The organism is Bradyrhizobium zhanjiangense (genome assembly GCF_004114935.1).
In the GTDB taxonomy this organism is placed as follows: domain Bacteria; phylum Pseudomonadota; class Alphaproteobacteria; order Rhizobiales; family Xanthobacteraceae; genus Bradyrhizobium; species Bradyrhizobium zhanjiangense.
This window is the reverse complement of the sequence record NZ_CP022221.1, coordinates 4,091,972-4,109,379: the sequence shown is the minus strand read 5'-3', so window position 1 is coordinate 4,109,379 and position 17,408 is coordinate 4,091,972. Positions and strand designations below refer to the sequence as shown.

The following is a 17,408-nucleotide window of genomic DNA, read 5'->3' as shown; positions in this document are numbered from 1 at the left end:
CGATGACGCCGCGAGATACTTCCGCCTGGCGAAGGACTGCCTCAAGGAGGCAGAGAAGGCCACAAGCCCGGTCGACAGAGAGGCTTGGCTAAAGCTGAGGGAAGAGTGGTTGGCGATGGCGGAGAAAGCTCAAAGGTCGCGGTCCCAGTCCCCGAAGTGAATATCCCATGGTAACGCGAATCTGGATCGGCTCTAAGATGGTTCCGGCTTCGGAACGGCTGTTTTGGAGCAAGATCATGGGCGTATATCGAGCTTACATAATCGGTGCCGATGGACACATAGAACTGCGGATTGACCTCGATATGCGCGACGAGGCAGCCGCAAGGGAAAGAGCCAAGCAGCTTGTCGACGGGCATCCTGTAGAGAGCTCTGGGAAGGCGCGACCAAAATCGAGACGTTGGAGCCCGAAGAGGGGCCGCCGTCGGGCGGCCTGCCCTAGTTCGCGCTGGGCCCCTTTGTTCTCGTTTCAATATTCTGACGCGCCGTCAGGTACTATCCCGCTAGTGTGCTAAGTTGAATTCTTGTCCTAACTACCTGGCTTGACCGGGGCATCCAGTACGCCGCGGCTTCGGTTGGAACCCCAGCAACCGTTCCCTTACAGGAACGTTAAAGCGCTATCACCGCGCGTCGGTGATGAGAACGCCCATCACAGCGCTCGCGCCCTACTGAACAGGGAATAGCGCCATGACAGTGCGCCGCCGCATCAAGCAGACCAAAACTCTAGAAGAACGCCTAGGCCAGGAAGCCGAACGGCTGCGGGAGAAGGCCAAGGCTCTTCCTCACAGCATCGAACGTGAGCACCTGTTGCGGAGAGCCCGCCAGTACGAGACTGGCGCGCATATGAGCGAATGGCTCAAGTCTCCCGGCTTGCAGCCGCCAAAGTAAGGCCGCCAACTGAGGCGGCCTCTGATGCTGAGGAAATTACGGGTGCTCAGAAGGACAGAAGGGTTATTGCCGGAGCACCGTATTCAAGGCTTCTATTGTGATGATGGCAGCCGTTTGGCATTTGCACCTCCCCGCCGCTTAGAGCGCCGGCATGTAAGCGGGAAAAGTAGGAAACGCTGACCCACGAGGGAGGTGGCAAAGCTTGGTACGGTAACTCAAAAGGGCGGCCTCAACTGGTCGGCAGCTGAGGCCGTTGGCTGCGCTCCGGTTTCGGGGGGGGTTGGGGGACGCCGGAGCAAGGAAGAAATTCGCTAGATTGCCACTTGTTCCTGACTCGTAAACGCCGCGGGAAAACTTATCTTCGGCCCATGCGTATGGGGTACGACCTCTGCCTGGCCGTCGCCGCCAAGCAGGTCCCCGACGGGCCGGACTGGATTCATGAAGTAAAGCACGACGGCTACCGGATGCTTGTCATCCGGGAGAACGAGCGCGTGCGCCTCCTCTCGCGCAACGGCACCAACTGGACCAAGCGCTATCCCTAGATTGCTGAGGCCGCGCTGAAGAACCGGCAGAAGCGCTTTGTGATCGATGGCGAGGCCGTGATCCTCGGCGTGGACGGCATCAGCGACTTCAATGCGCTGCACAGCCGTCAACACGACCATGAGGTGCAGCTCTCCGCCTTCGATAACCGCGTACTCCTCGAGGATACGTCGAGCCTCTTCCAAACGCGTCGGCTTGGGGTCTGGACGTTTCTCTGGCATGGGCTCATCCATGCCTGAAGCTTTGACCCGAGAGGCTAGTGGCCTTTGACCTAATCAAGGGCCTACTGTTCCAATGCCCTCGAAATGCGATCCCGGTCGTCGATGTGCAGGGTCTGGGTTTCCCTCATTGTCGCCAGCACGGCCCTTGCGCCCTCGGTGTCGTGGTTGTGCCGGGCCAGTTCGGCGATCAGCGCTTCCTGTTTTGCAAGAAGCTTCACGCCCTGGGCGATGTGGCGCTCCGCTATCGCTAGGTGTTTTTGAAGCATGGCACGGTCCATCCGCCACCATACGACAAAAAAGCCGCCGCTGGATTGAAAAACATCGTGGTCGGAAATAGGCCAGCGCCGGGACTTTAGCAGCGCGCTGGATCCGCAATGGGACAAAGGCCGCTCTCGGCAGCTTGCATGACCTGGTTCGGCTCACCTCCCCGTCGCGGTGCTCTGAGCTAAGGCCAGTCACGGCCAATCGTCCTTTCAGGGTCGCTAGTTCGGCGGCGCTTTGGAATCGTTATCGTCCGGGAACGAACGCAATTGCCGCGCCCTTCCCAGTACTTCGCCGGCAGGCCGACTTAACCGTCACCTCATATTGGTAGACACCGGGGGTGCAAGGCCCGAACGTGCGAAGAGCGCCAGCCGGAAGGATGCCAATCTTTGGCAGGGCACACTTAGCTGTGCGCGCTCCCGTGGCACTTAAAGGCGGCCTTATCGATGGCGCATCGGATCAACGCCAGGCTAAGCGCGTCCATTCCCGGTGCTATCAACCCGCGGAGCTGTTCAATCTCGTTGTCTATCTGGTCGCACTTGTTGCACATGTGCATCCCGCGGCTTGAAGGCGGGAGCGACCAGCTCTCAGTCACCGATAGTAGCCCATGATCCGAAAAGGTGATTAAGCTTAAAGCCGTTCTCCCAGCGGCGTTCCTAGAAAGCCACATGGAAATCACGATCAGCCGCTAGAAGTCACATCCAATACCATCTCGAGCAAAAACGCCGCCCGCTTAAATAGAGCGCAGGCGGCGGCTTACCAGCCCCGGGAGGGTGAGAGTAAAATCCCGATAAAGGTTAGTCTCCACGTGGAGTGCTGAAGTTCATCACGTCGGTGAGGCCAAAATTCAAGATGGCGGCTGTAGTCCCGGCGAGGTCAGCCACTTGTTGAGCTCCCCGGCAACATCGATCTGCCGGGCTTTTCGCAGAAGCTCCGTGCGGCGGACGCCAACGGGCATCCCCTTGGCCTGTAGGCGGAGATTGATCGCCTCTTGCGCGAGGCGGTATTCGAATGTCAAGGATTGTCCTGGGGACCGTTGAGCCGGCATGTTTGACGCTCCGCTGCGGGGTTGAGCGGGAGCGCAACTTGCGTTCACACCACCGATAGATGCTAAGGGCCGCTCGATGGTAGTGAGACAGTGCGCCTTTATCTGCCGAATAGCGAGCGCTTTGTTCGGTCCTGGCAGGAACTATTTGCGAATTGCTGGGAGTTAATCGATGGTCCGTAATGCGGTACAGGCCGGGAGCAACTCCCTGCAATTCTCCGCCGTGACGCCGAGCTCTTGTGATCCGCACTTGCGCTTTGCGACGCCGGCGTCGAGAGGCAACGTGCCGAGGACAGAGACCAAATTCAAATTGAAGCAGGAGCTGCAAACCGAGCGCTTCTATTGGCGTTGCTGATCTCTGAGCGATCGGCTGATCGCTCGTTCAGCTGCGCTGACAGCCTCCGCTCGATTGAAGGCAATTCCGGTTCGGGTTGACCGACCGTCTCGCTCAAACGACCATTTCCAGCCGGGCGGCTTGATCGTTTGGACCACCGTGTATTTAATACCCTGATGTTCCATGCGTCATCATGACTCTGGGCCGAAGCGACCATACGCGGTGACAAACCTCGATCACTCAGCATCGTTTGAGGTCTTCCTCGAACGATCGACGCGGACCGCTTTGAATTCTGCTGGCCCGTCAAGCAGGTGCTGCCTTCTGGCCGATTGGTCCTTAGAACTCGCAGAGCGGTCTGCCCTCCCATCCAAAACCCTGCCCGCCAGATGAAGAGCACGCTTTCGTTGGCGGCCCACTCGGCGATCTTTAGCATCGTACGTCATCTTACGGGCTCTCTTAATTGGCGCGCATGTTCGGAAGCGAAACTCAGCAACCGCGGCAGATATTCTTTAGCTTCGCGGCGGTTCGGGCTTCTTCCGCAAGAAATGGATCCTTGTAGCCTGACGACGAGTCGACGCCGGCTTCGTTGGGCTTCCTGGCTTTTGGAGGAAATGCCGCATCGTAACAGGAAAGGCGGGCGCTGGTGCTTTCGACCGCACGGCAGTTCGGCTCCGCGGCAACAGCCGCTGGCGTGAATGTGCCCAGTGCGGATGTCAGCAAAAGCGCCGCGGTCAATATGCCTGTTCGAACCATCCTCATGCTGAGCACTCCATAGCTATTTGGTTTTACTCGCCCAGGTGGGACTCTCGCCGGTCCAGGCCGGAAGAGCATCCCATTCGGACCACCGCATCCGGCGCTCCTCACCTCCGACCCTCACGAAAACAAAGGGCGCATCGTCCCGGCCAGTCTTCGAACCAACGAAGATTGCCGGAACCCCGTAGGCATCCCTGATGATTGCCGTGTTTGCCATTTTGGGTCTCCTGTTTGCCTTGAACTGGCTCAACGCCCCGGTTTGCAGGTCTGACACATGGAGATTGACGGACTTACCGCTATAAAAGGTCCGTCACCGCAACCAGCAGTACGAGGAAGACCGGTACCAACAAAGGTGGTACGAGCCACTCACGAATGTCGAATTTGTCGGAATTTGACATCTGACCGCCTTCTCTTGGGTTGAGGCGGGAGCACAACGCTCTCAGTCACCGATAACAGCCACGTAGCGCGCGGTGATGCGAACCGTGTAGCAGCCTTCTAACCAATTAGCGAGATCAATCTCCGCCTGGTACCCAATCGCCCAGGGGTGAGCGCGTTAGACAAGTTCATCAGTCCACACCTTGAAGCTGAGGAGCTTGTTGGGTCCGAAAGTTTGGACGATCGGAACATCCGCCGCATCGCGGCCTTGCGCAATCAGGACGCGGCCGATTCGCGGAGTGTTGTTGCGTGCATCGAATGTGTACCAGCAGCCGCCAAGATAGGCTTCGAACCAGCCTGCAAAGTCCCCGGGAGCGTGGGGCGGCGGGATGCCGATGTCGCCGAGATAGCCGGTGCAATAGCGGGCTGGAATGTTCATGCAACGGCAGAATGCAATGGCAAGATGCGCATAGTCGCGGCAGACGCCCTTGCCTTCGTTGAATACGTCCCAAGCTGTTATGGTGGCCCGCGCGTGCTCGTAGCCAAACGCGATGTGATTATGCACGAAATCGCAGATCGCCTGGACCCGCGGCCAACCCGGCGCCACTTTCTCGAACAGCTTCCATGCAATGTCGGAAAGCCGATCGGTTTCGCAGTAGCGGCTGCCAAGCAGATAAACGATGGTATCAGGCGGCAGATCCTGCACCGGGCACTGCGTGGCGGAAGGCATGATCACGTCAGGCAGCCCGCTATCGCGCACTGTACCGTTGGCGGAAAGGCGCATGCGGCCGGGTGGCGCAACGAACCGACTGCACCAGTTTCCAAAGCCGTCGCGGTATGGCGAGATCGGCACGGAAGGCTCAGTGATGAGGTAATCCGGCACAATGATGTCGGATGCCCGGGTGAAATGCACACCGACGACAGCAATCAATGGCGTGACTTGCTGGAATTCGTAGGTCATTTCAAAGCCAACTTGTATTTTCATGCGTTAGGGCCTGCCCCGACTGGATAAGCTCGAACTGGCTCCAGGGATGATCTCGTTGGCAGCGGCGGCGCGGGCAGACTGTCTTGGCTGCCTGCTTCCAGCGCTCTGGCACGGCCGCAGCCCGGTCGTTTCTGGCGGGTCGCTGTTTAGGTCGGTGCTGAGGCAAGCGCGACCTAAGCTCCTACTTCAGACTGGCGGATTCCTTGATGATGGCTGAGATTGAACTGCCCGACTTGCGAACGACGCTTCTAAACTGCTCATCCGATAGCTTGAGGCGCCTGCGCAGGATCTTGACCTGCACTTTATTGGCGAGATTCAGCGAATTGCTGAAATCGACCGGCTTTTGCCTGTTCATATGTTTCTTTCGCGATAAAGGAAGGACCGGCGCGACCAGGCGGGCGTTGCACCGCTCCGGCCGCGACGGGGACTGCCCCGCTGCTCGCGAAGATTCTGTCTCCGTCAAACCAACATTCGCTTCGAAGCGACGTTCCGCCGCTTTTAATTGTATTTGATCATGAGTGGAGACCGCAAGTGGGCCCCCTTAGGATCATGAGCGCCAGTAAGGCGGCGATGCGACGCCTACCCTGCTTATGGCGAGCCTTTCGGCCGTTCGACGCGCACCTCCCTTGGTCCGGCGCGCAATTGGCACATCGGCCTTTAACTGATCAACTTTCGCAGCGTCAAAGCATTGAACGAGAAAGGGCGTGTGGCGCAATCATGACGCTCTTCAGCGTCGTCGCCCATTTTCTACCGAACAGCTATGTATTTTCTACGCACAGCCTCGGTGCGGCTTGCGGGTACGCTCGTCAACTCTTTGTCGCTGCGCTTGCGAGTTCAGTTTCGATCCCGGTGGCACAAGCCTTGGCGAACGAGTAATCCATGCTCGTGGATGCCACCTTCTTCACGAATTCGCTGACGACGTTCTCTCTGGAGTAAGCGCTTGCCGCCTTGAATTTAGCGAGGGCGCCGTCTGCGGCTGTGAACTGAGCGACGCAAAGCGGTACCAGAACGGACATTCGGCCGCTGGTCTCCGCCGTGGTGCGCATGATTCTGGCGTTCTCCCCCGTGACCCAACCGCCCCACATGAATCCAATCGCCATGGTCGCCACTGCGCCGAACGCGATTCCTTGAAGGAAGCGGGTCCGTGCCTCGCCTTGCAAGATTGCAGGAAGTTTCATGAAGGTCGCCTTTCTTGAGCGCGCGCAGAGACGCACCTGCGACGCTGACGCGCTGTGATAAACACAATGTTATGATTGCGCCTTCCGATGGCACGTGAGCTGCTGCTACGACGACTGGCGGCGACTTCGGAAGTCGCTACTTCATGGGCAGCTTCGAGGTGAGCATTTTGCTGACCTGTACACGGACGCTATATGGCTAGCTCGATAGTGTAAAGGGCGTTCTGTTCTGGGGTGGGCTGCGCGCGCAGATTGTCACGCGTGTCGTGAACGCTGCCGGTAGCGCTCTGCGTACGAACGGCGCACCATGGTTTCCTTGGGGTGATATCCTTTACGCTGCGCCTCCGTTGACGGTGTGACTTGAAACGGCGCAAGCGTTAGTCGAACGTCGCAAAATCCTGGGACGAACTGCCGGAGAGGAATTGCGGCGCTTATCGGATAAGGTCCTCGAAGTGGCCTGCCCGTCACCGCCGGTCAGCGCGACGGCCATCCCGACGAAACCCTCCTCCGCAGCGTGCAATTCGCGAAGAATAGTCATGACCTGCTTGTCGCTCATTCGCGGGAGCAACGTCACAGTATTGGGACCTGACATTTCGAGCACTGAAAGCTGCAGGTCACCGGATCAATGTAGGCAAAGCCGAACGGCACATGATCGACGCGGGTAGCGGTTTCCCCCTCACATAGGCGTAGCCGTCCGCCTGTGAGAGCCGCGCCACGTCCAGCCTCCCACAACGTGGACACTCGAGATCTACAGTCCATTTGTCGCGCAGGGTCTCGCGCCTGGTCATTCGCGGCTTTTTGGCACGGAACCCCGCGCCCCCAGCTCATCGGCCTGGCCAGAATCGATGAATTCCTGGGCCTGCGCCTTGGTGGCGAAGGTGATGAGTTCATTGCCGACTACACCACCCTCGAGGAGTTCGGCCACTGCATATTTCCCTCCAATGGAGGGGCAAGTCGTCCAGCCGATGCGGTTTTTCATTCGTCGAGTATGCGCCGTGGCCGGCCAACATGCCAGCTCGAACCTAACCACAATCGGAACTGACTCAGCGTCCAAGGTTGAGGAATGCTTGGAAGTCGGCCAGCTCGGCATCATCACCGATCCGATCTGGGCATTTCCGGTGACACAGAGACGCTGCAGCGCTCCCGCCTTATCCGGGAGCAATTGCATGCGTAGGTACTTTTTTGCTGATTCCGCTCGATGTCGCCCACCATTCCGGAATGATCTCGCCCACCGTTCCGATTTGATCTCGCCCGCCATTCCGAGATGATCTCGCCCACCATTCCGGGATGATGTCGCCCGGGGTGACGAGGCCTCTTCTGGCTCCGATACGGTCCCGCCTTTCGGCTTTGCGAAGGGGGACCTGGATGCCGACGGAGAGGCTTGCGATGCGCCACGTGCGCGATGTGATCAGATTGAAGTCGGCGGGAATGTCGACCCGTGAGATTGCGCGGCGGGTGGGGACGGCCCCATCGACGGTGCGGTTGACGATCCGCCGGTTCGAGGCGGCGGGGCTGAGCTGGCCGTTGACCGACGACATCACCGACACGGAGCTGGAGGCCCGGCTGTTCGCCAGCGCGGGAGCCGGGCCCGGCACGCGGCGGGGCCATCGCCGGCAGGCGGAGCCGGATTGGGCGGCGGTGCACCGCGAACTCCGGCGCAAGCACGTGACGCTGGCGATCCTGTGGGAGGAGTACATCGCGGGCGAACCCGGCGGGTATCGCTATTCGCGTTATGTTGCCGCCAGATTTATGTTGTCGCTGCTGGAGCGAGCCAAGGATTGCGCCAATTTCCTCGGCTCGCTCCGCAACATAAGAGTGTGACCTTTCGACCTACAGGGCCTTCAGGAATGCCATCAACGACGGGAGAGAGGGTTGCCGAGGCGGCGGCCTCAGACTGCTGATGTCGACCCTGGCTAACGCCTCTGCTTTCATTTCCAGGTCGACTTCAGCATAGATGTGCGTGGTGTCTAATGACACGTGGCCCAGCCAAGCACGGATCGTGTTGATGTCGACGCCGGCGCGCAGCAGGTGCACCGCCGTTGTGTGCCGAACCGTATGTGGGCTTACGCGCTTCGTCGCCAACGTCGGCACCGTTTCGCCCGCCATGGCGGCATATTGCGTCACGAGACGGTGTATTCCGAAGCGCGTCAAAGGCTGGTTCGTCCGCCCGAGAAAGACCGCTTCACTTTTGTTCCGGTCGGCCACAAGACGAGTCAACGAGGTTGCGGTCGTTGACCACAATGGACAGATTCTAACCTTGTTGCCCTTACCGTGAAGTCGCACTGACGGAGACGCACCCAGTTGGAGATTGCCGACCGTCAATTTTGCTGCCTCATCGGCGCGAGCACCGCTGTTGTATAGGAAAAGCAGCAGAACATGGTCCCGCACCCCAAGACTCGTGCGTCTGTCAGGTTGATTTAGCAACGCGTCCATCTCGGCCTTTTCGAGGTATCCGATCGCGGTCTTGGCCGTCTTCTTGAACGGCACTGCCCGTATCTCGGAACACCAGGCCAGGTGGATCGGCGAACGCGTCCCGATAAAGCGCGCCAGTGAATGGATGGTCGCCAGCCGTTGGTTGCGGGTAACCTCGCTGCACCGGCGATCGCGCTCCAGGTGGTCCAGGAACTTGCGGACGACTTCCGGCGTCAGCTCTTCCACGGTCATGCGATCGATGGCGCAGCCTCCCTGCTTGCTGGCGAACGGCAGCAACAATGTCAGCGTGTCGCGGTAGCTGGCTTGGGTGTTGCGGGAAAGATTGCGCTCGGCGACCAGATGTTCCAGCAAGAACCGCCGGATCCACGGACCAAGCAGGCTCTTATCCTTCATGGTCGGCCTCCATCGCGTACAGGGCAAAGCGCTCGCTGGCCGCCTGGAGGAGATCTGGCGTCATCTGCAAATAGCGCTGGGTTGAACGGATATCGATGTGGCCAAGGTAGGTGGCGAGTTGCGGAAGCAGTCGCTGCACCTCCTGGCCGGAGCGATACCATGCAATTACCCGGTGCACCGCGGCTGTGTGGCGAATATCGTGCAGCCGTGGAGGTCGAGGCTCGCCGACAGGGCAACTGATTCCGGCGGCCCGGCGGACATGCTGAAACCAGGAGATGACCCGCACATAGTGCCACGGTCGACTGCCGCGCGTAGTGAATAATGGAGATTCTTGCCCGCGCGGCAGAGGGAGCCGGCGACGGCGCTCGACGTACTCGACCAATTCCTGGTTGAGCTTTGGTCCGATAGGCACGAGGCGCGTTTTGAAGAACTTCGTGTCACGGACGGTGATGACCTGATCAGTCAGATCCACGTCTTGCAGGACCAAACGAAGCGCCTCGCCAATGCGCATGCCGCTTCCGTACAGCAATAAGAGGAGCGTACGGTACATAGCTGGCACATGAGGGCGATGCCCAACCTCCAGGATCGAGGTCGCGTCCAACAGGCGGCGCAGTTCTTCCGTGGAATAAACATAGGGCGTTTGTTGCGGCAGCAGCTTTGGAAACGATGTCGGCAGTGGGGAGGATGCTGCGTACCCGCGACTGATGGCGAATCGATAAAGGCCGCTCAAAACCCTATATCGCAGCATCCAGGTGGCACTGAGCGATCCTTTGCCTTGGAGGAACTCGGCTACCGCCTCTGGGGTGACTTCGCCGATATCTCGATTGCCCATCGCTCGGCAGAACCTACGGAGCAGAACCTCAGCCGACTCGAAACGCGCCCCCAGTGAGCGCTGCTTGGCCAGATAGGCGTCGACAACATGGGTCAGCCTCATTGGAGGCCTCCCAGGTCGAACGCTCCGACCTCGCGAAGCGCCTGCATGTTCACCTTGGCGTAGATGCTGGTTGACGCCGCGCTGCGATGTCCCAAATGGTCCCCGATCTCCTTTATCGACAGACCTTCGGCGAGAAGCCGGGAGGCGCAGGCGTGGCGCAACGCATGGCCACCGCGGTGGGCAGCGTCGATTCCAAGTGCAACAAATCTGCGGTTGGCGACATCATAAATGCTCCCTGCCTTCAACGGTCGACGGGCGCGTGCATGCAGAGGAACACTTCCGGGCACGATGATAGCGGCCGCACCGTGTCGATGTAGCGGGCGAGCGCCTCAGCCGCAGAGGGAACCAGGGGATAGATCTGCGGCTGCCGGCGCTTCAGGCGGAAAAGCCGTAGCGTCCTACCGGCCCAGTCAATCTGATCAAGGCGCAATGCCGCCGCTTCGCCGCTGCGCATCCCGTAGACCGCGAGCAACAGCAGGATCGCACGATCGCGGATGTCCCGGGGGTTGTCAGTCTCGGCGTCGGCCAACATGCGCTGCACGTCGAACCAATCTGGGGCATACGGCAGCGACTCCTGACGATAAAGCCGAGGCCGGCAAATCGAGGCCGCTAAGCGGTCCGTACACATTCCCCGCTTTGCCGCGTAGCGCAGAAATCCCCGCAAGGCAGAGGCTGTGTTGGCCACCGAAACGCGGGACCATCGTCCCGTCGCCTGGGCGACAAAATAGGCGTCAACGTCTTCAGGCTGAAGGTCCCTGAGTTGCCGGTTGGTTTTGTCGCACCAGCGCAGGAACCTGCCGATTATCCGGCTCCATTGCTCCACCGTCGATGGCGAGAATCCGCGCTCATTGCGCATCCATGTCACATACTGGTCGAGTTGGCTCTGGTACTGAAACACGACGGTTGGTTCACGCCACCAACCGAGAAATCGAAGCCAAGGCCGTCCGATGTCGACCACTCTTCGTGCTGCGGTGGCAGCCCCCGTCAGGCGCAGACGCTCGGTCGCGATCCGTTGGAGTGCCTCGATATCGATGCCCTGCGAAGCATCTGGACCGAGACGTGCGGCAATCCGCAACAGCTCGTTGCGCTTGATCTTGAGAGAAGCTGCGGTCGCACCGGCTTCTGCACAGTGGCGAAGGTACCGGTACCGCTCGTCGGTGAATGGCGCGTCATCACGGTGGGGTACGGTCAAGGGAATGGAATATATCGTCTGATCCATAGCGAGCCTCCATTGGACAAAAGGTTCGCTACCCAGACGTCGAATTATGTTGCGTGAACAATGCCCGCAGAGCTCAGGCTCCCCGCAATTATCGCTCCTTGCACAACATAAATCTGGCCGCAACATAACGCGAAATATGTGATCGTGAACATATCTCGCGCTTCTGCGAGCTTTACCGCGCCTGGGAAGGCCGCCTGTCGGTGACGATGCGCCAGTCGCATGCGGCCGGCGACAAGCTGTTCGTCGACTATGCCGGCGACGGCGTGCCGGTGGTGATCGACCGGTTCACCGGCGAGCGGCGCGCCGCGCAGATCTTCGTCGCGGTGCTCGGCGCATCGAGCTTCACCTACGCGCAGGCGACCTGGACGCAGGGGCTCGCCGACTGGATCAGCGGCCACGTCGGCGCCTTCGAGGCGATCGGCGGCGTGCCGGCGCTCTTGGTGCCGGACAACACCAAAGTCGCGGTGATCAAGGCCTGCCTCTACGATCCTAGGATCAATCGCAGCTACGCCGACATGGCGGCACATTACGGCACCGCCATTCTGCCGGCCAGGCCGACGGCCGCGGGACAAGGCCAAAGTCGAGCAGGCGGTCCTGATGGTCGAACGCTGGCTGCTCGGGCGGCTGCGCCACCGCACCTTCCACAGCCTCGCCGACGTCAACGCGGCGATCGCCGAGTTGATGATCCGGCTCAACGAGGAGCGACCGATCCGGCGGCTCGGTGTCACCCGCCGCAAGCTATTGGAGGAGATCGACCGGCCGGCGCTCAAGGCCTTGCCGGAGAGCCCTTACGTGTTCGCCGAGTGGCGGATCTGCCGGGTCAGCATCGACTATCACGTCGAGGTCGAGGCGCATTACTACAGCGTCCCGCATCGCTTCGCCCGCGCCGAGGTCGAGGTCCGCTTCACCGCCCGCACCGTGGAGATATTCCACAAGGGTGAGCGGATCGCCGCGCATCAGCGCATGAGCGGCAACCACAAGCACACGACCGTGCCGGAGCACATGGCGTCCAGTCATCGGCGCCACGCCGGCTGGACCATCGAGCGCATCCGCAAGGACGCCGCCTCGATCGGACCGGCCACCGCGGCGCTGTGCGACCTGATCCTCGATGAACGCACGCACCCCGAGCAGGGCTTTCGGGCCTGTCTCGGCATCATCCGGCTCGCCCGATCCTACGGGCACGAGCGGCTCGATGCCGCCGCCATGCGGGCGATCGACATCGGCGCGCGCACCTACGGCTCGGTCAAATCGATCCTCGCCAACAATCTCGATCGGCGGCCTTCACCCAAGCGTCCGCGGACGACGCCGATCCTCCATCCCAACATCCGCGGGCCGCGCTACTACAACTAGGAGATCATGCCTTGCTCACGCATCCGACCCTCGATCAACTCCATCAACTCGGCCTTCACGGCATGGCCAAGGCCTTCGCCGACATCGAAGCCGGCGGCGAGGCTGCCAGCCTCGGCCACGCCGAATGGCTCGCGCTCCTGCTCGAACGCGAAGCCTCACTGCGACGCGACAAGCGGCTCTCGAAGCGGCTGCAATACGCCAAGCTGCGCCAGCAGGCCTGCGTCGAGGACATCGACTATCGCACCCCGCGTGGCCTCGACCGCAGCCTGCTGACGATGCTGGTCGAATGCCAATGGATCGATGACCACGCCAACCTTTTGATCTGCGGGCCATCCGGCGTCGGCAAGAGCTGGCTCGCCTCCGCGCTCGGCAACAAGGCCTGCCGCGACAACCGTTCCGTGCTCTATCAGCGCGTCCCGCGGCTGTTCACCGATCTCGCTCTGGCGCGCGGAGACGGCCGCCACCCCCGTCTGTTGCGTGCCCTCGGCCGCGTCGATCTTCTCATCCTCGACGACTGGGGCCTCGAGCCGCTCGATGCCACGGCCGTCACGACCTCCTGGAGATCCTCGAGGACCGCTATGGCCGCCGCTCCACCATCGTCACCAGCCAACTCCCCGTTGATCAATGGCACGCGCTGATCGGCGACCCCACCTACGCCGACGCCGTTCTCGATCGCCTGGTCCATAACGCCCACCGGATCGACCTCAACGGCGAGAGCATGCGGCGAACCCGCAAACCCGGCCGGAAGGCCTGAGCCCGTGGCGCTGTGGACATGCCGCTGCACTTGGACAACGCGAAGGGCGTTGCCCACATGCCCACAGCAGGAGCAGCAGAAAACAACCCCTTCGAGCCGCGATTCAAGATTGACCACGCGGCTCCGCCGATGCCAGAAACCAGACTGCCAGAACGCTCCCGCCCCGGGCGACATCAAATCGGAAAGGTGGGCGAGATCATCTCGGAATCCTGGGCGAGATCAAATCGGAATACCCGGGCGAGATCATCGGAATCGGCACTTTTTTGATCAGCGCGAAGGTGACGAGATGATCCCCGACGAACAGGGGATAGATCTCGTTTCGATTGAGGCTATGCTGCACGAAGCAACCTTGGCGCTGGCACACTTGGCCAAAGATGAAATTCGCCTCTGCACCATCGATGCTCCTGCACGCCGTCTTGCAATCAATGTGCGCGACGAAGATGGATCGGTCTTACGGGCGACGTTCACCTTCGAGATCAGACGTTTTCAGTGAGGCCGTATCCGCCGCTCGCTCGGGCGGGAGGTCGTCAAAAGCAGGAGAAAAGTGGGGCGACCACCGGCGGCACAATGCGGTCGACCCGGCCAAGCCGTGGAAATGGACGCTCTCGTCGCCGGTGGGAGCGCACTTAACGCTCGGTGACCGACGGATGCCGACGAAGGAGCCGTTATCGAGCACCATGACGCGTCCGCCGGTAGAATTGCGAGCGCTTTGCGGCGTTCCGGCCGTGAGATCGGGCCGCGAGAAAGCGGTAGCTAATACCATCGAAAGAGCGCATGGTGGCTTGAAGGGCTAACCCGACACCGGCGCCCAAAGCATCGGCAAAAGGCGGGCGTACATGACAACTCGCTCGCGACGGGAAATCGTCACCTTCAAGCATTCGTTCCAAATCAGGGACATCGATCATCCTCTGCCTGCCGGAAGCTACCAGGTCATCACAGACGAGGAGATGATCGAGGGACTTTCCTTCGCATCTTATCGCCGCGTTGCGACCATGATCATCGTGCCGGCAGACTCGCATGGTTCCAGGATGGAAATGTTTTCCATCGGCTCCATCGATCTGGCGGATGCACAACGGATGGACGCGAGCACGCCGGATGACTGACGAGCCGCTCGATCTCGCGGGATGGCGGCGCAGAAAGCGACGGATATCCGCCGCGCAATGACGGATGTCTAGAGCCGAGCGTGGACTACGCGAGCGGCAAAGCGCGTCGGAAAGCGGATTAATGTCGGTCGCTGCAGGTTTGTGGTGGGTGGGATGGTCGGCGTCGCGTTACGTACCAGGGACAACAGGCGGCGCCTGCATCGGTTTCCTCACCGTGGAGCGAGGGACTGGCGCAATGAACCTCGCGCGCGCTCGCAACGCGGCAAGCCGGGTTAGCCGCTTGTTCACCTACAACATCGTCAACTTGATCAAGCCGTCTTCGATCTGGCCAAGCGCAAACCGCTCGCGAGCTAGTTGCTCGAACCGCTTGCGGTGCTTGTGCAGATAGTTGAAAGCCTGATTTTGCGACGCGAAGTTGGTCTGAAGGTGGCACATCTGCCGTACCGTGCCGATGGCCAGCACAAAGGTGACAGAATGTCCGTTACGCGAGTTGACCTCGGGAGCGATCCGCACATCGTTCAGCATATGCCGTCTTCCACCTTTTGACGAAGCCCTGACTTCTATCGGTGCCGATAGCGGCTGAACTCGGCAGCTATCCAGCATTCCCTTTGCTGCGCTTCTTCTTTGGTGGCGGCAGAGCTGTCCGCGCACTCGCTTCCTCCAACAGCCTGGCTTCCCGCAACGCGCGAAGCCGCTGCATGTTCAGACGGACTTCGACGGCCCGGCGGTTCGCATCTGCCAGAGCTTGCGCGCCTTCCTCCCGGGCCACACGCTGCCGGTTGGCGCGCGCGACGCTACCAGGGGAAGGCTCGCCCGTCCTCTTGCCAGTCATGTCTCATCCAAATCGAAACGCGCAATGCCCGCTCAACCCTGTGATCGAGCGGGCCGCACTGCCGTCTCAGTACATCCGTGAAACGGCGCTACGATATCAAGCCAGCGAGAGGTTCTCAGCGCTGACCTTGCCTCGCATCTTGTCGGTCTTGATCTCGAAAGCGACCTTCTGACCCTCTCCGAGTCCGGAAAGACCAGCGCGTTCGACAGCGCTGATGTGAACGAACACATCGTTGCCGCCGTCGTTCGGCTGAATGAAACCGAAGCCCTTTTGGCCATTGAACCACTTAACAGTACCTGTCGTCATTTTCTTCTCCAAAGCGCGCAAGCGCGTGCCGCGTGACAGTCACACGGTGATCTTCAACTTCGTCGATGTCTTTGGAAAAGGAGCCCGCGGGCGCATTCAACAAGGCACAGCGGCTAATCGAACAACTCCTAATATACATCACCTTTCGGATTTTGCAAGGTGGGAAGCTATTTTGTTTTCGTCCGGCCCTTTCTGGCTTTCCGACCAGGGAGGATTTGATTGTTTCCGTAGGTCTTCATGAAGCGCTTTCTTGATTGACAGTGGTCAACGAGAGTGGGCACGTTAATGTCCAGGCTGCATCGCTGCTGCAAGCAGATCAGCACCTCGACTGCGGTGACGAATGTCGCCGCCGCTATCCCTCAAAATCGCAATGAAGCTCCTGCGCATTGGCTGCATGCAGGAAGTACCGCATTTGCAGCCACAGGGGAGGACATCGATTGCAGGTACTTGTCAGAGACAACAATGTTGAGCAGGCCCTTCGTGTTCTCAAGAAGAAGATGCAACGCGAGGGCGTGTTCCGGGAGATGAAGCAGCGGCGCTCCTACGAAAAGCCGTCGGAGAGAAAGACCCGCGAGAAATCCGAAGCTATTCGACGAGCGCGCAAGCTTGCCCGCAAGCAGGCGATTAGAGAAGGACTGCTGCCCGCGCCGCCGAAAAAGAAGCCTTTCGAGCGCAAGCCGCCCTTGCCAGAGGTCAAAGCACGCGCTTCTACGACCTGAAATCGATGCCTCGCAGCACGATGCCCGGTGGCGTGCCTTCGAACTCCGTCGCGCGATATTTGCTTGCGGCACATGCTTCGATACGATCCCGCAGGCGGGTGAACTGGGCTTCGCGCTGCTCGGGTCTGACTTGCGGCCCGCCCTCGAGATGGTCCATCGCAGAGGTTGAGATCGCGCAGGGAATCTCCTTGGCGCCATCGTGCATCGAGAACCGAACGATCATCCGGTCGTATTCGTGGCCGATGAAACGGCCGCTGGTCAGTGTCATGGCTTACTCCGCTCCTGATTGCGTGCGGCATTATCGCGCGCTCAAATCACGGCCTCCCCTGATTATGCGCTTCCCGGTCGCGCGCTGATGCAGGCAGCGCTCGTTCGCCTCAGTCCACCCCCGACAACCGGACGAAATCGTCGAACAGTGCTGTCACTAGCGCGCGGTGGCGCGTGTCCTCGGGGGGCAGGCTTGCAGCATAGAGGTTGAGAAGATAACGCGCTTTGGCTGCGGCCTCCGGCCATGACGCGGCCGCTACTGTCAGCAGACGGTTCTCCAAATCGGCCTCGCGCTCGCGCAGCTCGCGGACATTATTCTCGACCTCGGCCAGCGCTCGGCGCAAATCGGTCGCTTTCTGCGCGGCCATGCCGCGATGCTTGTCGAGATCGACAGTGTGGTCAGTCACTGGTGACACCCGCATCCCGGTTGGGCCCTGCGGACACAAGCCATTCGATGCCGCGGATTCAGAAAGAATGCCCGAACGTAATGGTTTCGCCGCGAGCGCATAGTTATGCAAGCTTGC

The 17,408-nt window shown here is 60.3% G+C and carries 20 protein-coding genes and 3 pseudogenes; 9 read left to right on the top strand and 14 right to left on the bottom strand.

All coding sequences use genetic code 11. The features are described 5' to 3' along the window. The first annotated feature begins 684 nt into the window (after positions 1-684). The 3 genes from XH85_RS19425 to XH85_RS47675 all read left to right on the top strand — a co-directional run bounded on the left by XH85_RS19425 (position 685) and on the right by XH85_RS47675 (position 1,664). A complete protein-coding gene (locus XH85_RS19425) occupies positions 685-885 on the top strand; it encodes a hypothetical protein (protein WP_128933080.1) in 201 nt (66 codons plus the stop codon). Positions 886-1,253: 368 nt separating this feature from the next. Beyond that, entirely contained in the window at positions 1,254-1,427 is a 174-nt protein-coding gene (locus XH85_RS47680) for an ATP-dependent DNA ligase (protein ID WP_338025654.1), read from the top strand. Between the two features lie 39 nt (positions 1,428-1,466). After that, positions 1,467-1,664 (top strand): hypothetical protein, encoded by a 198-nt coding sequence (locus XH85_RS47675; protein WP_338025653.1) that lies wholly within the window; start codon positions 1,467-1,469, stop codon positions 1,662-1,664. A 44-nt stretch (positions 1,665-1,708) separates the two neighbouring features. Here XH85_RS47675 and XH85_RS19415 read toward each other — a convergent pair whose 3' ends face one another. The 6 genes from XH85_RS19415 to XH85_RS19380 form a co-directional block, all read right to left on the bottom strand. Continuing rightward, positions 1,709-1,912: a hypothetical protein gene (locus XH85_RS19415; protein ID WP_128933079.1), complete on the bottom strand. Its 204-nt coding sequence runs from the start codon at positions 1,910-1,912 to the stop codon at positions 1,709-1,711. Between the two features lie 1,860 nt (positions 1,913-3,772). Next, complete coding sequence (locus tag XH85_RS19405) at positions 3,773-4,045, bottom strand: type VI secretion protein (RefSeq protein WP_245473675.1); 273 nt, start codon at positions 4,043-4,045, stop codon at positions 3,773-3,775. Positions 4,046-4,592: 547 nt separating this feature from the next. Beyond that, complete coding sequence (locus tag XH85_RS19395; RefSeq protein WP_128933077.1) at positions 4,593-5,399, bottom strand: transglutaminase-like domain-containing protein; 807 nt, start codon at positions 5,397-5,399, stop codon at positions 4,593-4,595. 181 nt (positions 5,400-5,580) lie between these two features. Continuing rightward, positions 5,581-5,754: a DUF3606 domain-containing protein gene (locus XH85_RS19390; protein ID WP_128933076.1), complete on the bottom strand. Its 174-nt coding sequence runs from the start codon at positions 5,752-5,754 to the stop codon at positions 5,581-5,583. 451 nt (positions 5,755-6,205) lie between these two features. After that, complete coding sequence (locus XH85_RS19385) at positions 6,206-6,577, bottom strand: hypothetical protein (protein ID WP_128933075.1); 372 nt, start codon at positions 6,575-6,577, stop codon at positions 6,206-6,208. A 781-nt stretch (positions 6,578-7,358) separates the two neighbouring features. Continuing rightward, positions 7,359-7,553: a hypothetical protein gene (locus XH85_RS19380; protein ID WP_128933074.1), complete on the bottom strand. Its 195-nt coding sequence runs from the start codon at positions 7,551-7,553 to the stop codon at positions 7,359-7,361. Between the two features lie 407 nt (positions 7,554-7,960). Here XH85_RS19380 and XH85_RS19370 point away from each other — a divergent pair. Continuing rightward, positions 7,961-8,308 (top strand): annotated as a pseudogene (locus tag XH85_RS19370) (helix-turn-helix domain-containing protein); the annotation flags it as partial. 96 nt (positions 8,309-8,404) lie between these two features. Here the strand turns inward: XH85_RS19370 and XH85_RS19365 are convergent. From XH85_RS19365 to XH85_RS19355, 4 genes are read right to left on the bottom strand one after another with little or no spacing between them, the layout of a single operon-like run. Next, positions 8,405-9,400, bottom strand: coding sequence for a tyrosine-type recombinase/integrase (locus XH85_RS19365; RefSeq protein WP_128930216.1), 996 nt, complete (start codon positions 9,398-9,400; stop codon positions 8,405-8,407). Then, entirely contained in the window at positions 9,390-10,334 is a 945-nt protein-coding gene (locus tag XH85_RS19360; protein WP_128930217.1) for a tyrosine-type recombinase/integrase, read from the bottom strand. Before XH85_RS19360 ends, XH85_RS19365 begins: the two co-directional genes overlap by 11 nt. Continuing rightward, entirely contained in the window at positions 10,331-10,621 is a 291-nt protein-coding gene (locus tag XH85_RS47385; protein WP_276486170.1) for a tyrosine-type recombinase/integrase, read from the bottom strand. Before XH85_RS47385 ends, XH85_RS19360 begins: the two co-directional genes overlap by 4 nt. After that, positions 10,576-11,409: a tyrosine-type recombinase/integrase gene (locus XH85_RS19355; protein WP_245474157.1), complete on the bottom strand. Its 834-nt coding sequence runs from the start codon at positions 11,407-11,409 to the stop codon at positions 10,576-10,578. Before XH85_RS19355 ends, XH85_RS47385 begins: the two co-directional genes overlap by 46 nt. A 284-nt stretch (positions 11,410-11,693) precedes the next feature. Between XH85_RS19355 and istA the strand changes: the two are divergent. The 4 genes and pseudogenes from istA to XH85_RS19330 form a co-directional block, all read left to right on the top strand. After that, positions 11,694-12,903, top strand: a pseudogene (istA, locus tag XH85_RS19350) (IS21 family transposase); the annotation flags it as partial. Between the two features lie 11 nt (positions 12,904-12,914). Beyond that, positions 12,915-13,657: pseudogene (gene istB / locus XH85_RS19345) on the top strand (IS21-like element helper ATPase IstB). A gap of 286 nt (positions 13,658-13,943) precedes the next feature. Next, on the top strand, positions 13,944-14,150 hold the full coding sequence (locus XH85_RS19335) for a DUF6894 family protein (RefSeq protein WP_245474155.1): 207 nt from the start codon (positions 13,944-13,946) through the stop codon (positions 14,148-14,150). Between the two features lie 343 nt (positions 14,151-14,493). Then, the gene (locus XH85_RS19330) at positions 14,494-14,760 is read left to right on the top strand and encodes a hypothetical protein (RefSeq protein ID WP_128933073.1); all 267 of its coding nucleotides are present in this window, start codon (positions 14,494-14,496) and stop codon (positions 14,758-14,760) included. Positions 14,761-15,048: 288 nt separating this feature from the next. On the opposite strand, the gene XH85_RS19325 is transcribed toward XH85_RS19330, so the two are convergent. Then, positions 15,049-15,285 (bottom strand): hypothetical protein, encoded by a 237-nt coding sequence (locus tag XH85_RS19325; RefSeq protein ID WP_128933072.1) that lies wholly within the window; start codon positions 15,283-15,285, stop codon positions 15,049-15,051. A gap of 403 nt (positions 15,286-15,688) precedes the next feature. After that, positions 15,689-15,898, bottom strand: a complete 210-nt coding sequence (locus tag XH85_RS19315) for a cold-shock protein (protein ID WP_080140125.1) — start codon at positions 15,896-15,898, stop codon at positions 15,689-15,691. Positions 15,899-16,335: 437 nt separating this feature from the next. Here XH85_RS19315 and rpsU point away from each other — a divergent pair, with 437 nt between their 5' ends. Continuing rightward, complete coding sequence (gene rpsU, locus XH85_RS19310; RefSeq protein ID WP_128933070.1) at positions 16,336-16,617, top strand: 30S ribosomal protein S21; 282 nt, start codon at positions 16,336-16,338, stop codon at positions 16,615-16,617. Here rpsU and XH85_RS19305 read toward each other — a convergent pair. Both XH85_RS19305 and XH85_RS19300 read right to left on the bottom strand, forming a co-directional pair. After that, positions 16,607-16,885: a DUF1488 family protein gene (locus tag XH85_RS19305; protein WP_128933069.1), complete on the bottom strand. Its 279-nt coding sequence runs from the start codon at positions 16,883-16,885 to the stop codon at positions 16,607-16,609. The genes rpsU and XH85_RS19305 overlap by 11 nt on opposite strands. A 109-nt stretch (positions 16,886-16,994) precedes the next feature. Then, a complete protein-coding gene (locus tag XH85_RS19300) occupies positions 16,995-17,291 on the bottom strand; it encodes a hypothetical protein (RefSeq protein ID WP_128937335.1) in 297 nt (98 codons plus the stop codon). Positions 17,292-17,408: the final 117 nt, after the last annotated feature.

Excerpts from the sequence above, each read along its gene's own strand:
- XH85_RS19425 (WP_128933080.1), top strand. The coding sequence starts at position 685 with ATGACAGTGCGCCGCCGCATCAAGCAGACCAAAACTCTAGAAGAACGC.
- XH85_RS47680 (WP_338025654.1), top strand. The coding sequence starts at position 1,254 with ATGCGTATGGGGTACGACCTCTGCCTGGCCGTCGCCGCCAAGCAGGTC.
- XH85_RS19415 (WP_128933079.1), bottom strand. The coding sequence starts at position 1,912 with ATGCTTCAAAAACACCTAGCGATAGCGGAGCGCCACATCGCCCAGGGC.
- XH85_RS19405 (WP_245473675.1), bottom strand. The coding sequence starts at position 4,045 with ATGAGGATGGTTCGAACAGGCATATTGACCGCGGCGCTTTTGCTGACA.
- XH85_RS19395 (WP_128933077.1), bottom strand. The coding sequence starts at position 5,399 with ATGAAAATACAAGTTGGCTTTGAAATGACCTACGAATTCCAGCAAGTC.
- XH85_RS19390 (WP_128933076.1), bottom strand. The coding sequence starts at position 5,754 with ATGAACAGGCAAAAGCCGGTCGATTTCAGCAATTCGCTGAATCTCGCC.
- XH85_RS19385 (WP_128933075.1), bottom strand. The coding sequence starts at position 6,577 with ATGAAACTTCCTGCAATCTTGCAAGGCGAGGCACGGACCCGCTTCCTT.
- XH85_RS19380 (WP_128933074.1), bottom strand. The coding sequence starts at position 7,553 with ATGAAAAACCGCATCGGCTGGACGACTTGCCCCTCCATTGGAGGGAAA.
- XH85_RS19365 (WP_128930216.1), bottom strand. The coding sequence starts at position 9,400 with ATGAAGGATAAGAGCCTGCTTGGTCCGTGGATCCGGCGGTTCTTGCTG.
- XH85_RS19360 (WP_128930217.1), bottom strand. The coding sequence starts at position 10,334 with ATGAGGCTGACCCATGTTGTCGACGCCTATCTGGCCAAGCAGCGCTCA.
- XH85_RS19335 (WP_245474155.1), top strand. The coding sequence starts at position 13,944 with ATGATCCCCGACGAACAGGGGATAGATCTCGTTTCGATTGAGGCTATG.
- XH85_RS19330 (WP_128933073.1), top strand. The coding sequence starts at position 14,494 with ATGACAACTCGCTCGCGACGGGAAATCGTCACCTTCAAGCATTCGTTC.
- XH85_RS19325 (WP_128933072.1), bottom strand. The coding sequence starts at position 15,285 with ATGCTGAACGATGTGCGGATCGCTCCCGAGGTCAACTCGCGTAACGGA.
- XH85_RS19315 (WP_080140125.1), bottom strand. The coding sequence starts at position 15,898 with ATGACGACAGGTACTGTTAAGTGGTTCAATGGCCAAAAGGGCTTCGGT.
- XH85_RS19305 (WP_128933069.1), bottom strand. The coding sequence starts at position 16,885 with ATGACACTGACCAGCGGCCGTTTCATCGGCCACGAATACGACCGGATG.